Here is a 12,691-nt window from a genome sequence, read left to right on the forward strand (position 1 = left end):
TATGCCTCTCAGGACCGATTTTGGGAGGAACTCCGTGCCTGCTCAACCTCAAGACCCCGCTGGAAATCAGGAAACCCTGCCGCCAGAGCAAGAGCAATGGCTGGATGCTGTGGAACGAGCGCTGAATGTTCGACTGGGTGAGATTCCGCCTCAAGGTGACAATGCCGTGGAGCAGATGATTGTTGATGGGCCTGAGGAAGAGCGCGGCGAGTTTATGGCCCTCGTTGAGGATGAAGAGCAGGAAAACATTGAGGAAGGCATTGAGCAGCGGCCCACGCGCGATCAGCAAGGCCGCATTATCGAAGAGCGAGGCGAGTTTCTGGCCCTTGGAGATGATGAGGACGAACGCGACATTGAGCGGGGTGCTGAACAGCGCGGTGTAGACCAGCGGCAACCGGAAATCCCGTTTGAGGCCCCGCCGCCCTACGATCCTCCGCCACCTTATGAAGCGGGCGAGCAGGAGGATATGGATGACGAGGAGTTTGAAGAACTGGAACTGCCCGAGCATCGCGAGTTGCACCAGCATGATCCGCAGCCAGGGGAGGGCGAGCAGCCACCAGAACGTCGGCTTTACAACGAGATGCCGCAGGCAGGCAGCCCGATCCGCCTGAACCGGAAAAATGATGGCACCATGGTTATTGATCGACGCTCTGTTCCAGCCACGATTAAAGCCAAACGGGAACGCAGGATAGGTCGGCGAGACAAGGTGACTTATGAACCTACCGAGCATTCGATGAATGTGGAGGGTCTGCTCACACCGCCCAATAAGGTTGACAACGAGCGGCTGCAAAGTGTGTTCGCGAGTGGCGCGACAGGATACTTGCAAAAGTTCCCGGATATTGAAGATTCCGCTATCAAGCGATGCCATGCGATGGAAGAAGCAAATGGTTCATTGCAGTTTGTTGGTGCTGATCAGATTGTGCATGAGACCAAAATCCTGACCGCTCTCTCTCATTTCAAAGATGCGAAGGGGGCAGAGAATATCATCGAATATCGAGGCTCTGGCATTTCGCAATTTGGTGATCCGTTCCTGATTATGGAAGAGATGAATGGCGGCACACTTGCAAATCGTATCCCTGATGATCGCGGTCTGGATGAGCCGCAACTGAATGACTTTGCAAAGGGCGTTCTCTCGGGCATGACGTTTTTGCAAAATCGGAACATCATTCATCAGGACCTGAAGGCTGATAACATACTGTTTCGCGACAATGACAGCACTGTGCCGGTTATCAGTGATTTCGATACAGCCTCGGCGCATGAGGGCATCGCCTCTGACCACGAAAATGGCCGGGACTTTGGCTATAAGAGAGGCGGGTCTCCCGATATTCAACCGCCGGAAGTACACGATGATAATGGCCAGATGACTGGCAAGATCGACTCCTGGAATGGTGGCATTCTGATGTTACAAGCGGCAATTGGCAATGAGGGGCGACAAGCTTTCCTTGATGAAACCGCAGAGTTTCGTAGACGAGACGGACGCAGAGATCAGGGGCTTTATGACGCCTTTCTTGATCCGCGCATCGCAAATGTACCGCCAAACATTCAGGCCGTGATCAAAGGACTTCTGAAGATCGATCTGAATGAGAGAATGGCTGCTGAGCAAGCGTTGGCGTTGATTGAAGATCAGCCAGAAGATGAGCAGCAGTAGCTGCAATTCTCTGCATTTTGGTAGGTTCGCCTATACGCTGTTTATGCTGATTGCTTTCCACCACTCAGGCGACAAACGATACTCCATCCAACTCTTGGCTAAAACGAGGAGATCACGCGTGGTTTGCATGACCGGTGACGTTTCCAGAGGTGACAATGGCTGATTATGACGCGTGGATGAAAGCTGTCGCCAGAGTCTTGAGCATAGATCTTCCGCCAGCACAAGCTGGAGCGGGCTCTGAAACCGCGCGCGAAACGCCTCCGGACAACAGCCCCATCAAGGTGCAAACCAAACCAGACGGAACCATGGTCATTGAGCCAGACTCCGTACCCTCAGCTTTTCAACACGGCAACACCAGCGCTGGCAAACAGCCCTACGGCAACATGTTTGGCATCTCTGAAGAACATGCCATGGATGTGACAGGCAAGGTTAGCCCTCCTGTGACGGGCGGTGCCGCCAACGCTGAAAATGTGCTGTCGTACGATGCGTCTGGCGTGGTGCAAGACTATCCATATATGGAAGATGCCGTGATCAAGCGGCCAAATGCGTATGCTGCTGGACCGGATTCTCCACCAACCTTTGTGGGAGCGGAGCTGCTGGTGCACGAAGCCAAGATCCTCACCGCTCTTGGTGAGTTTGATCAGGCGCCCGGTAGCGAGAATATCCTGAAGCTGAAAGGTGCAGGCCTGACAGAGTTTGGAGAACCCTTCGCCATTCGCGAGAAGCTGAAGGGAGGGTCGCTGGATGATCGCCTTCCTGCAGACAAAGGCATGGATGAAGAGCCGCTCAACGACTTCGCCGGAGGTCTGCTGGCCGGAGTCGCGTTTTTGCAAAAGCGAAACATCTTTCATCAGGACCTGAATATCGACACCATCCAGTTTCGTGAGGAAGATAGTACAGAACCGGTGATCACCAGCTTTGACTATGCAACGGCGCATGAGGGTGTTGCCGCCGATTGTGAGGATGGGCAGCATTTTGAAATGGAGATTGGCGGCACGCCGAACAACCAGCCGCCTGAACGATTTGTTGATGGGGCAGAGCTGTCCTCAAAGGTGGATTCCTGGGCCGGTGGTTTGGTGCTTGTTGCGGCAGCTGCTGGCAAAAATGCACAGCAGGAGCTGATTGATGACCTTCAGGAGTTCCGCAGTGGCAGCAGCAATGATCAATCTTTGCTGGATGAGAAGCTGGAAGCGCGGTTGGACGGCACCCCGGACAACATCAAGGGTGCGATTAAAGGATTGCTGAAACTATCTCCGGAAGAACGCTTGTCAGCCGAAGAGGCTTTGGGTGTTGTTAGCGCCCGTCCGGAATAAGGCGAGGCGAAAATTTATTCCTGAATGTGGCTGGTAACGTAGGGAAGTTAGATTATTCTTCTTCTAAAGGCCCTGATTGCGCTAAACGCTTTTATGCACTATGCCAAAGACACGCGCATTTTCGGGGGCGTTTCGGGAGGGAAACATGACAATCGCTGCTGCTAACTGGATCGATCGATTCCAAGGCCTTTCCAAGCTGGAAAATCACATCAGGGAAATTCTGGTTAATCGTAGCACCATTGTTTCCGTACCTGCCGACACAATCATCTTTGGCCCCGGTAAAGCCCCGGAAAACCTCCTGCTTTTGCTCTCGGGCTCCGTGCGTGTACAGCAACTTTCAGAAGGCGGTCGCGAGATTATTCTCTACCGTGTGCATGCAGGCGAAAGCTGTGTGCTGACGACGGCCTGTTTGTTGGCCTATGAAGATTATTCAGCAGAAGGCATTGCGGAGACAGACACGCAGGCTGTCGCTATTCCGCGCATGGTGTTTGATGACCTCATCGCCCAATCCGAAACCTTCCGCCGCTTTGTGTTCTCCGCCTATTCCAAGCGCATCACCGACCTGTTTTTGGTGATCGAGGAAATCGCGTTCCAGCGCATGGACATCCGCCTTGCGCAGAAACTGTTGGAACTTGCTGGCAGCAGTAAACAAGTGGTCACTACGCACCAGCAAATGGCAGCAGAACTGGGTACTGCGCGTGAGGTGATCTCTCGCCAGCTGCGAGAGTTTCAGCGCCGTGATTGGATCACCCAATCCCGCGGAACCATCGAGATTGTTGACCGTGCCGGACTGGAAGTACTGGCGAAGGCCTAGAGCGTATTCCCGAAAAATGGTTCCGGTTTTCGGATAAGAATACGCGTAAGAATAAGGGTTTAGAGTTCGGTGTGTGAATGCACATGAATGCGATATGCTCTAAATCTTCAGAGTTTAAGAGAAACCCTCAGGTCGCGAGCTATCCATTTCTGAACTTCATGATGCTCGCGGTCATAATCGTGATCTGCCCGCGCCTTGCTGGGCTCTATGTGGTTGGTGTTCGTGGGGGATGCGAAGAAATCAAAGCCGTAGATGTTGATGTGCTTGTAGCCGCCCAACTCTTCCAGCAGTCCCAACAGACGGAATCCCGTGCTCGGTTTCTTCTCGGTGCGCGCCTGATAGCGTTTCAACTCTGCTGATTTCATCAGATAGACAACATCTCTGTGCCGGGCGAGCCAATGTGGAAGAGAAAATCCACGCTCGGCTGGTGTCCAGATAATCCGCCGCGCCTGCTCGCCATACACAAAGCTTTTTGGAATATCGAGGCTCGTTGCTACCCATGAGAGCTTCTGACCGTGGCTTTTAACGTGAGGGATTGCGCCACGGTTCAGCCGGATCACGATGTCATGGCTGTCAATTTCCGGCCCATACTCTTTGTTGCTGAGGGATTGCGCGTTGCCGACGACAGCGATGCGCTTGCCTGCAATGTCATTTTGCAACTCGTGTTTGGGCACGAAACCCCTCAACAGCTTCATTCGCAGCATGCGCAGAATATGTTTGCGCTTTGTCACTGAATTGGCGCGTCTGCGTTGGCGGTACACCCGCTTCAGGTTTTGCCGCGCTTCAGTTGAAGCATCCCAGGTGACATAGAATTGCTGATCGTTATTGGTGCTGCGTAAAACCTCAACATATGGAAAGTGCAGCGAGAGTTTCTCCTGCCACCAGGGGGACGAGCGAACGGTACAGTGGGCGTTGGAGCCGTCCGCCAGCAAGGCTGTCGCGTAAAGCGTTGGAATATGGAAGACCACCTTGTCTGATCTGGCCTGAATATCCGCCAAAACATCGTCCAGCTCGTCCTCCGGCACGTGCTCCAGCACATCCGTGTTCAGCACAAGATCGAAACGCCCTTCCGGCATGTCGTTGTATTCTGCGATGCAGGGATCATATCGGTGTGAAGTGCATTGCAGGTTCGCCGCAAGCTCCTCAATCAATGAGCTTTTCCCGCAGCCGTAATCCAGAATTCTTGCAGGCTTCACGTCTTCTGCCAGCGGTAGGATTACGTCCATCAGGTAGGACGAGGAGGTGCCATACCCGGGGTTTGATTTATGAAGCTGAGTGTAAAAATCTTTGTTTACTACGGTGACTTCGGTCAACTGGAACCCCAACTGCTTTCTGGCGCACGTTTTGGGCAATCGGATCTCTCCGCAGTGCCCTTCAACGCCATGCTAGCCAGAAAACTAGTCTCTGAAACCTATGGATTGTTCTGGGATGACCAGCTGGCATTATGGCCTTTGGGCATTTCGCATTGATTTTTAAGGCGCTTCGAAGAAAAGAGGGGCTTGGAGCCGAGTTTGGTGACTTCGTCACTGAACCCTTTGCGAAGACTCGTTATCCGTTAGGCCACGTACCTGGAGGACGAGACTATGATGGCTAACGTTGGAACTATTGACCGCATTCTTCGCTTTATTATCGGTGTTGTGCTGATTGCACTGCCGTTGTCTACCAATATTTCTTTGTTTGCGCAGCCACTTTTCTTTTATGGCGCAATCATTGTCGGCATTGTAATGCTGCTGGTTTCCGCCGTGCGGATTTGCCCGCTCTACTCCATTTTTGGAATTAAGACCTGCCGCGTTTAAGCATCTTCCCGGAGATCACAAACTGATTTCTGACAAAAAAATATAATAAGAAATGCTTAGGCGGCTGTGCAGGCGGTCGAACACGAAAACAAACAAGTGCACGTACCATCGACCGCCACTGCGCACGCGTTAACTTATTGAGGAAGTTATGACGAACTACCCCGTGAACATGGCTGTCGAGCCTGAAGTCAGGGCCTTTTTTGACCCCGGCACCAACACAATCAGCTATGTGGTGAAGGATCCTGCCTCATCCTCCGTTGCTATCGTGGATTCCGTAATGGACATCAACTATGCAGCGGGCCGCATCACCTATGACAATGCGGATGAAATCATCAAATACGTGCAGGACAATGGCCTGACGGTTGAATGGCTGATTGAGACCCATGTTCATGCCGACCACCTCTCAGCTGCTCCGTACATTCAGGAGAAGTTGGGCGGCAAGATCGGCATTGGTGAGAACATCACCGTGGTTCAGGACACATTTGGCAAGGTGTTCAATGAGGGAACCGAATTCCAGCGCGATGGAAGCCAGTTTGACAAGTTGTTCAAGGACGGGGACAGCTATCAGATCGGAACCATGACTGCGTTTGCCATTCACACTCCGGGGCACACTCCTGCTTGCATGGTTCATGTAGTGGGCAATGCAACGTTTGCGGGCGATACCCTGTTTATGCCGGATGGCGGCTCTGCTCGTGCTGACTTCCCGGGCGGGGATGCAGCAACTCTTTATGACAGCATCCAGAAGGTACTGTCGCTGCCCGACGAGATGCGCCTGTTCATGTGCCACGACTACGGCCCGAATGGCCGCGACATTGAGTGGGAAACCTCAGTGGGCGCAGAGAAAGAACACAACATCCACGTTGGTAAAGGCCACTCCCGTGAAGACTTCATCAAATTCCGCACAGAGCGTGATGCGCAGCTGGACGTACCAAAGCTGATCATTCCGTCTTTGCAGGTGAACATGCGTGCAGGTGCAGTGCCGACCGATGAGGACGGCGTTCCAATGCTCAAAGTGCCAGTCAACGCACTTTGATCTGATGATGTGAGGAGGGGAAACATCATGGATATTAAGAGTATCAGCTCATCACTTTCTGTCTGTCCGCAGATTACTGCGCAAGACGTTCAGAAGATCGCGGACCTGGGCTTCCGCAGTATTGTTTGCAACCGTCCGGACGGGGAAGGTGCAGACCAGCCGGTGTTTGACGAGATTGAAGCTGCAGCGAAGAAGCTCGGTCTGGAAACACGCTATCTGCCGGTCATTTCCGGTAAGGTGTCTGACGAAGACGCCGAGGCCTTTGGCAAGGCCATGAATGAAATTCCGCGCCCTGTGCTGGCCTATTGCCGCACTGGTACGCGCTGTGCCACGCTGTGGTCTCTCAGCCAGGCTGAAACGCTGACTGTGGCCGACATTCTGGCAGCCACCAAATCCGCTGGTTATGACATGGCAGGCGTCGTGCGCCGCATTGCCAATGGTGGCAGAACACCAACAGACCGCGCCGATGCTTCGTTTGATGTGGTGATTGTGGGTGGCGGTGCTGCTGGCATTGCCGTGGCCGCGAGCTTGAAATCCCGTAAGGGCGATCTTGAGATCGCTGTCATTGATCCTGCTGATATTCATTACTATCAGCCGGGTTGGACCATGGTTGGCGGTGGCGTCTTCAATGCCTCCCAGACCGCCAAAACCATGGGCTCTTTGATACCGCGAGGCGTGCACTGGCTCAAATCTGCGGTGGCTGCGTTTGAACCGCAAGACAATGCGGTCATCCTCGATGGTTGCCGTGTCGTGAAATACGACCGCCTTGTTGTGTGCCCCGGCCTGAAGCTGGATTGGCACAAGGTGGAGGGTCTTGTATCCACACTTGGCAAGCACGGGGTGACCTCCAACTATCGTTACGATCTGGCGCCTTACACGTGGGAGCTGGTGAGCAACATGAAGGAGGGCCGTGCGCTCTTTACCCAGCCTCCAATGCCAATCAAGTGTGCTGGTGCTCCGCAAAAAGCGCTTTATCTTTCTGGTGATTACTGGCGCAAGCAAGGTGTTTTGAAGAACATCGACATCCAGTTTCACAATGCTGGTGGTGTGCTGTTTGGCGTGAAGGACTATGTGCCTGCGCTGGAAAAATACATCGACCTGTACAACGCAGACCTCAACTTCTTCAACAATCTGGTCGCCATTGATGGCCCTGCAAAGAAGGCATGGTTTGACGTGGCAAAGCCGGACACGCCGGTTGAGCGGGTGGAAGTTGACTTTGACATGATCCACGTATGCCCGCCGCAATCCGCGCCGGACTTCATCCGCGTGTCACCACTGGCAGATGCCGCCGGATGGGTGGATGTGGACCACATGACGTTGCGCCACAAAACGCACAGCAATATCTGGTCGCTGGGTGATGTGATGAACGCACCCAATGCAAAAACAGCCGCCGCAGCTCGCATGCAAGCGCCAATCGTTGCTGAAAACCTCGTTGCGGACATCAAAGGCCAATTACCATCAGCAAAGTACAACGGTTATGGCTCCTGCCCGCTGACCGTGGAGCGCGGAAAGATCGTGTTGGCTGAGTTTGGGTACGGCGGCACCTTGCTGCCAAGCTTCCCTACATGGCTGCTGGACGGCACCAAGCCGACGCGCGCAGCCTGGATCCTTAAAGAGCAGATCCTGCCACCGGTTTACTGGTGGGCAATGCTGCGCGGCAAGGAATGGATGATCAAGCCTGAGAAGGTTAGCGCTAGCTAAAATAAGCATTGCGGCCTTTGCTGAATTACTATCATGTATCCGGGGGAGCTGCTTCCCCGGATTAATCTATGCACTTTGAAGGCAGACCCATGTTCTCCTCGGCCTTTCGGCGATACTTGCCCGTTTTAACTTGGGGCAGAAACTATAATAAAGACAGTTTTTCTAATGACATGATTGCAGCGGTGATCGTGACGATCATGCTGATCCCGCAGTCTCTTGCTTATGCTTTGCTTGCTGGCCTACCGCCGGAAGCCGGGCTCTACGCGTCAATTCTTCCGATTATTCTATACGCCATCTTCGGCACCAGCCGTGCACTGGCCGTTGGCCCTGTCGCTGTCGTTTCGCTTATGACGGCAGCAGCGATTGGCCAGATTGCAGATAGCGGCACGGCGGGCTATGCCATTGCTGCGCTCACCCTTGCCATGCTGTCCGGCGGTATTTTGCTGCTGATGGGCGTGTTCAAGCTCGGTTTTCTCGCCAACTTCCTCTCCCACCCTGTGATTGCCGGTTTCATCACCGCCTCAGGTGTTTTGATTGCCAGCAGCCAGCTCAAGCATATTCTGGGTGTGGATGCGAAAGGGCATACGCTGGTAGAGATTGTCTTCTCCATCTGGGAGCATCTGGGCGAAGCCAATCTGGCGACGATCCTGATCGGTGTTTCGGCCACCTTGTTCCTGTTCTGGGTGCGCAAGGGTATGAAACCGATGCTTTTGAGCATGGGTCTGAAGCCGCGCCTTGCAGATGTTTTGACCAAGGCTGGACCTGTTGCTGCAGTGGTGGTGACAACGGCTGTTACGTGGATTTTTGGGCTGGAGCAAGCCGGTGTTAAGATTGTGGGCGCTGTGCCGCAAAGCCTACCGCCCCTTAGCATGCCAAGCTTCTCCAGTGAGTTGATCGGCGCACTGTTTATACCTGCGCTGCTGATCTCCATCATTGGTTTTGTTGAATCCGTTTCCGTTGCGCAAACACTGGCGGCCAAAAAGCGTCAGCGCATTGACCCTGATCAGGAGTTGATTGGTCTTGGCGCAGCCAACCTTGGTGCGGCCTTCACAGGTGGTTACCCTGTAACGGGCGGTTTTGCCCGCTCAGTTGTCAACTTTGATGCGGGTGCAGAAACGCCGGCTGCTGGTGCTTATACGGCGGTTGGTCTGGCGATTGCTGCGGTTTCTCTGACACCGCTCATCTTCTTCCTGCCCAAAGCCACATTGGCTGCGACCATTATTGTGGCGGTGTTGTCACTGGTGGATTTCAGCATTCTCAAGCACAGCTGGAGCTACTCCAAGTCTGACTTCTCAGCCGTGGCCGCTACCATTTTGCTGACCCTCGGCTTTGGTGTTGAGACAGGTGTCTCTGCAGGCGTGATCCTCTCCATTGGTCTCTACCTCTACAAGACATCCCGACCTCACATTGCAGAGGTTGGGCTGGTACCGGGCACTGAGCATTTCCGCAACGTCAATCGGCATGATGTGCTGACAACGCCAGAGCTGCTGACCATCCGCATTGATGAGAGCCTCTACTTTGCCAATGCGCGTTTTCTGGAAGATTACATCTACGACCGCGCGGTGGACGACGAACACCTCAAACATGTGGTGCTGCAATGTTCTGCGGTGAATGAGGTGGACCTGAGTGCATTGGAGTCACTAGAGGCCATCAATCACCGCCTGCAGGACGCGGGCATCTCGCTGCACCTTTCAGAGGTGAAAGGCCCGGTGATGGATCGCCTCCAACGCTCGCACTTCCTTGATGAGCTGACGGGCAAAGTGTTCCTCTCTCAGTATCAGGCACAAGAGGAGCTCGCCTCCGTCTGCACCCGCCAAACCGCTCAGGCTCCTGCCTGATTCCCCCCCCCTTATCAGGCAGACCTAAGAGACCCCGTGGATCCCCTCCACGGGGTTTTTATGTTTTCTTCCAGAAATTGATGGGATTATGCATATCTCTTAAATGTTGATCATGCATCCCGATTTAAGCTTTGGTGCAAGAGGTTAGCTGCGTATCAGTTATCTTCCAATACTTCGGTTTCCGGCAGGATGTTGTTCTCTGCAACCCACTGATCAAACTCGCGCATTGTGTTTGCCAGTTCTTTGCCAACCATCATCACGTGATCAGAATTTGGGAGCACGACAAGCTTACCGTTTTTCTTGTAACGCTTTGCGGTGACGCGGGCGATGCGTGGGGCGACGACGCGGTCTTTTGCGCCGCTGAGGATGAGCACTGGGGCGGTGATGGCGTCAACATCCACCCAGGATGAACGCTGCGGATCAAGGAACCAGAAGCCCATGTCCATGTAGGCACGGCCAGATTCCAGCTTGAGTGAGTAGAAGAATTCGCGGGCCTTTTCTTCAGTTTGTTCATTCACCACTGACCAACGAAACTCCTCCCAATGTGGGTAGAGCGGTTTGCGCCAGAACCCCCATTGCAGGAAGTGCTTGTAGAAGGTGCGTGTCATGGATGGGTAGAACGGGAACATGCCCCAGGCTGGTGCAGGTGAAAGCAGCAGCAGGCCTTTGTTTTCAACGCGTGCGGCCACAAGCTGAGCCAGCAAACCGCCCATAGAAACGCCGCCGATGATAGGTGGTTCATCGAGCGTTTTCACGAAGTCCACCAGATCATTTACGTAGTCCAGTAACCGCACGGTGCCAAGTTTGAGTGCGCCTTCCCACACGGGCAAATCATGATATCGCAAAATTGGCGTGTGCACGGTGTAACCGCGGGCTTCCAGCTCTGCCCGCATTTCATCCCAATTGCTGGCATGTCCCCATGTGCCATGAATGAGAACAATCTCTTTCTTCGCCATCTCCTCGCCCCTCCCAGTGCAAAGCTCCTGCAGAAAACCTAACCCACCCTGAACATCCACAGCAATACTTGGAGTGAAACTTCAATAGACTCCCAATAATACGAAGTTGTGAGGGGAGATGTTGGAGGGCAACACTACGCCAACTGATGCATCGGGACAGTCCGGGAGAACTGATGGGTGTCGGGCCGGGGTGTTGGAAGAGTAAGCTTACAGGTGACTGCTTGCACCAGCTACTGAAACGGGCCTCATGAACGATGAAACATGAAGAGAAAACACAGCTTCAGAAAGGTGCGGCTGGCTGGTTCTTGCTGGCAACGCTTGGAGTTTCCTATGTGATCTCAGGTAGCTTTGCCGGGTGGAACTTTGGGTTCGCGGTGACAAACTGGTTTGGCATGGTGATCGCTGTGGCATTGATGGGGCTCATGTATTTCTGCCTTGTTCTGTGCCTTGCAGAGATGTCTGCAGCTTTGCCAAGTGCAGCGGGCGGCTACCGGATTTCACGAAAAGTGATGGGGGACACTGGGGGCTTTGCGACCGCACTGGCGGTGCTGCTGGAATACTCCATCGCTCCCGCTGCGATTGTCATCTTCATCGGGCAATATATTGAAGCGCTTTGGGGCATCAACGGCCCTCTCGTGTACGCAGTGTTTTACGTGGTTTTTATCGGTGTACACTTGGTTGGAGTGGGAGAAGCGCTGCGGTTTATGTTGGTGGTTACGGTGTTTGCCGTGCTGGCTATTGTCGTGACATTGCTGGCACTTGGCCCTCATTTCAGCCTGAGCAACCTTGCTGCATCCTCTTACGGCGCATCGACAGAACCGAACTTGTTCTCGTTTGATGTGGTGTCCGTCTGGGCCGCATTTCCGTTTGCCATGTGGTTGTTCTTGGCAGTTGAAGGTGTGCCGCTTGCAGCAGAGGAAGCAAAGGATCCAGCTGTTGATCTGCCGCGAGGCATCATCGGTGCCATGCTCTTTCTGCTGGTTAGTGCGGTTTTGATTGTGGTGTTTATTCCCGGTGCAGCCTCGTCACAGCAAGTTGGTGATTATGGTGCGCCATTGGTTGATGCGCTGAAGCATGTATTCGGTGAAGAGTCAGTACTGGCGGATGTTGTTAATCTGGTGGGGCTGGCCGGACTGATCGCCTCGTTTTTCTCCATTATTTTCGGATACAGCAGGTTGGTGTTCGCCATGTCGCGGGAAGGGTATTTGCCCCGCTTCATGTCTGCCATAAGCTCTCGAAAAGTTCCGCATTGGGCATTGATCATTCCGGGGGTGATCGGGTTTATCTGCTCACTCAGCGGAAAAGGGGAGCTGATGATCAACATTGCAGTGATTGGCGCAACGCTCTCCTACGCCCTGCAAAGCGTCAGCTACATTTTGCTGAAACGAGATTACGCAGAATTGCACCGGCCTTATCGTGCTCCGGGTGGGCAAAAGACAGCCTATGTAACGCTTGTTCTTTCGCTTTTGGCGCTCACCTCGTGCTTTGCATATGATCTTGTTGCCGCGCTAATTGCCTTGACGCTCATGGGGCTGGGTGTCGGCTACTATGTTTTGCTAGGCCAGAAGAGAGCCTGAGTTGCTCAAAAATCG

11 protein-coding genes are annotated in these 12,691 nt (G+C 53.6%); 9 read left to right on the plus strand and 2 right to left on the minus strand.

All coding sequences use genetic code 11. The annotated features are described in order from the left end of the window. Positions 1-34: 34 nt before the first annotated feature. The 3 genes from BM231_RS24890 (at position 35) to BM231_RS24900 (ending at position 3,775) form a co-directional block, all read left to right on the plus strand. Positions 35-1,648 carry a protein kinase domain-containing protein gene (locus tag BM231_RS24890; RefSeq protein WP_093523875.1) on the plus strand — a complete coding sequence of 538 codons (1,614 nt, stop codon included), beginning with the start codon at positions 35-37 and terminating at the stop codon, positions 1,646-1,648. A gap of 155 nt (positions 1,649-1,803) precedes the next feature. Further along, positions 1,804-2,961: a protein kinase domain-containing protein gene (locus BM231_RS24895; protein ID WP_093523877.1), complete on the plus strand. Its 1,158-nt coding sequence runs from the start codon at positions 1,804-1,806 to the stop codon at positions 2,959-2,961. A gap of 145 nt (positions 2,962-3,106) precedes the next feature. Then, positions 3,107-3,775 (plus strand): Crp/Fnr family transcriptional regulator, encoded by a 669-nt coding sequence (locus tag BM231_RS24900; RefSeq protein ID WP_063310273.1) that lies wholly within the window; start codon positions 3,107-3,109, stop codon positions 3,773-3,775. A 107-nt stretch (positions 3,776-3,882) separates the two neighbouring features. On the opposite strand, the gene BM231_RS24905 is transcribed toward BM231_RS24900, so the two are convergent. After that, a complete protein-coding gene (locus tag BM231_RS24905) occupies positions 3,883-5,001 on the minus strand; it encodes a glycosyltransferase family 29 protein (RefSeq protein ID WP_208860636.1) in 1,119 nt (372 codons plus the stop codon). Positions 5,002-5,040: 39 nt separating this feature from the next. Here BM231_RS24905 and BM231_RS27090 point away from each other — a divergent pair, with 39 nt between their 5' ends. From BM231_RS27090 to BM231_RS24925, 5 genes are all read left to right on the plus strand, one after another. Then, the gene (locus BM231_RS27090; RefSeq protein ID WP_167550332.1) at positions 5,041-5,244 is read left to right on the plus strand and encodes a hypothetical protein; all 204 of its coding nucleotides are present in this window, start codon (positions 5,041-5,043) and stop codon (positions 5,242-5,244) included. Between the two features lie 114 nt (positions 5,245-5,358). Then, positions 5,359-5,571 (plus strand): YgaP family membrane protein, encoded by a 213-nt coding sequence (locus tag BM231_RS24910; protein WP_063310275.1) that lies wholly within the window; start codon positions 5,359-5,361, stop codon positions 5,569-5,571. A gap of 148 nt (positions 5,572-5,719) precedes the next feature. Then, the gene (locus BM231_RS24915) at positions 5,720-6,604 is read left to right on the plus strand and encodes an MBL fold metallo-hydrolase (RefSeq protein ID WP_063295905.1); all 885 of its coding nucleotides are present in this window, start codon (positions 5,720-5,722) and stop codon (positions 6,602-6,604) included. A 27-nt stretch (positions 6,605-6,631) separates the two neighbouring features. After that, a complete protein-coding gene (locus BM231_RS24920; RefSeq protein WP_093523881.1) occupies positions 6,632-8,305 on the plus strand; it encodes a bifunctional protein tyrosine phosphatase family protein/NAD(P)/FAD-dependent oxidoreductase in 1,674 nt (557 codons plus the stop codon). Between the two features lie 89 nt (positions 8,306-8,394). Next, complete coding sequence (locus BM231_RS24925) at positions 8,395-10,143, plus strand: SulP family inorganic anion transporter (protein ID WP_093523883.1); 1,749 nt, start codon at positions 8,395-8,397, stop codon at positions 10,141-10,143. Between the two features lie 155 nt (positions 10,144-10,298). Here the strand turns inward: BM231_RS24925 and BM231_RS24930 are convergent, their stop codons facing one another. Next, positions 10,299-11,099 carry an alpha/beta hydrolase gene (locus BM231_RS24930; RefSeq protein ID WP_093523885.1) on the minus strand — a complete coding sequence of 267 codons (801 nt, stop codon included), beginning with the start codon at positions 11,097-11,099 and terminating at the stop codon, positions 10,299-10,301. A 254-nt stretch (positions 11,100-11,353) separates the two neighbouring features. Here BM231_RS24930 and eat point away from each other — a divergent pair, with 254 nt between their 5' ends. Continuing rightward, complete coding sequence (gene eat, locus BM231_RS24935; RefSeq protein ID WP_093523887.1) at positions 11,354-12,676, plus strand: ethanolamine permease; 1,323 nt, start codon at positions 11,354-11,356, stop codon at positions 12,674-12,676. Positions 12,677-12,691: the final 15 nt, after the last annotated feature.

The organism is Pseudovibrio ascidiaceicola, from assembly GCF_900114245.1.
GTDB lineage: Bacteria > Pseudomonadota > Alphaproteobacteria > Rhizobiales > Stappiaceae > Pseudovibrio > Pseudovibrio ascidiaceicola.

Bases quoted from the DNA above. Each gene is read 5' to 3' on its own strand.
- BM231_RS24895 (WP_093523877.1), top strand. From the start codon at position 1,804: ATGGCTGATTATGACGCGTGGATGAAAGCTGTCGCCAGAGTCTTGAGC.
- BM231_RS24900 (WP_063310273.1), top strand. From the start codon at position 3,107: ATGACAATCGCTGCTGCTAACTGGATCGATCGATTCCAAGGCCTTTCC.
- BM231_RS24905 (WP_208860636.1), bottom strand. From the start codon at position 5,001: ATGGACGTAATCCTACCGCTGGCAGAAGACGTGAAGCCTGCAAGAATT.
- BM231_RS27090 (WP_167550332.1), top strand. From the start codon at position 5,041: ATGAAGCTGAGTGTAAAAATCTTTGTTTACTACGGTGACTTCGGTCAA.
- BM231_RS24910 (WP_063310275.1), top strand. From the start codon at position 5,359: ATGATGGCTAACGTTGGAACTATTGACCGCATTCTTCGCTTTATTATC.
- BM231_RS24915 (WP_063295905.1), top strand. From the start codon at position 5,720: ATGACGAACTACCCCGTGAACATGGCTGTCGAGCCTGAAGTCAGGGCC.
- BM231_RS24920 (WP_093523881.1), top strand. From the start codon at position 6,632: ATGGATATTAAGAGTATCAGCTCATCACTTTCTGTCTGTCCGCAGATT.
- BM231_RS24925 (WP_093523883.1), top strand. From the start codon at position 8,395: ATGTTCTCCTCGGCCTTTCGGCGATACTTGCCCGTTTTAACTTGGGGC.
- BM231_RS24930 (WP_093523885.1), bottom strand. From the start codon at position 11,099: ATGGCGAAGAAAGAGATTGTTCTCATTCATGGCACATGGGGACATGCC.
- eat (WP_093523887.1), top strand. From the start codon at position 11,354: ATGAAACATGAAGAGAAAACACAGCTTCAGAAAGGTGCGGCTGGCTGG.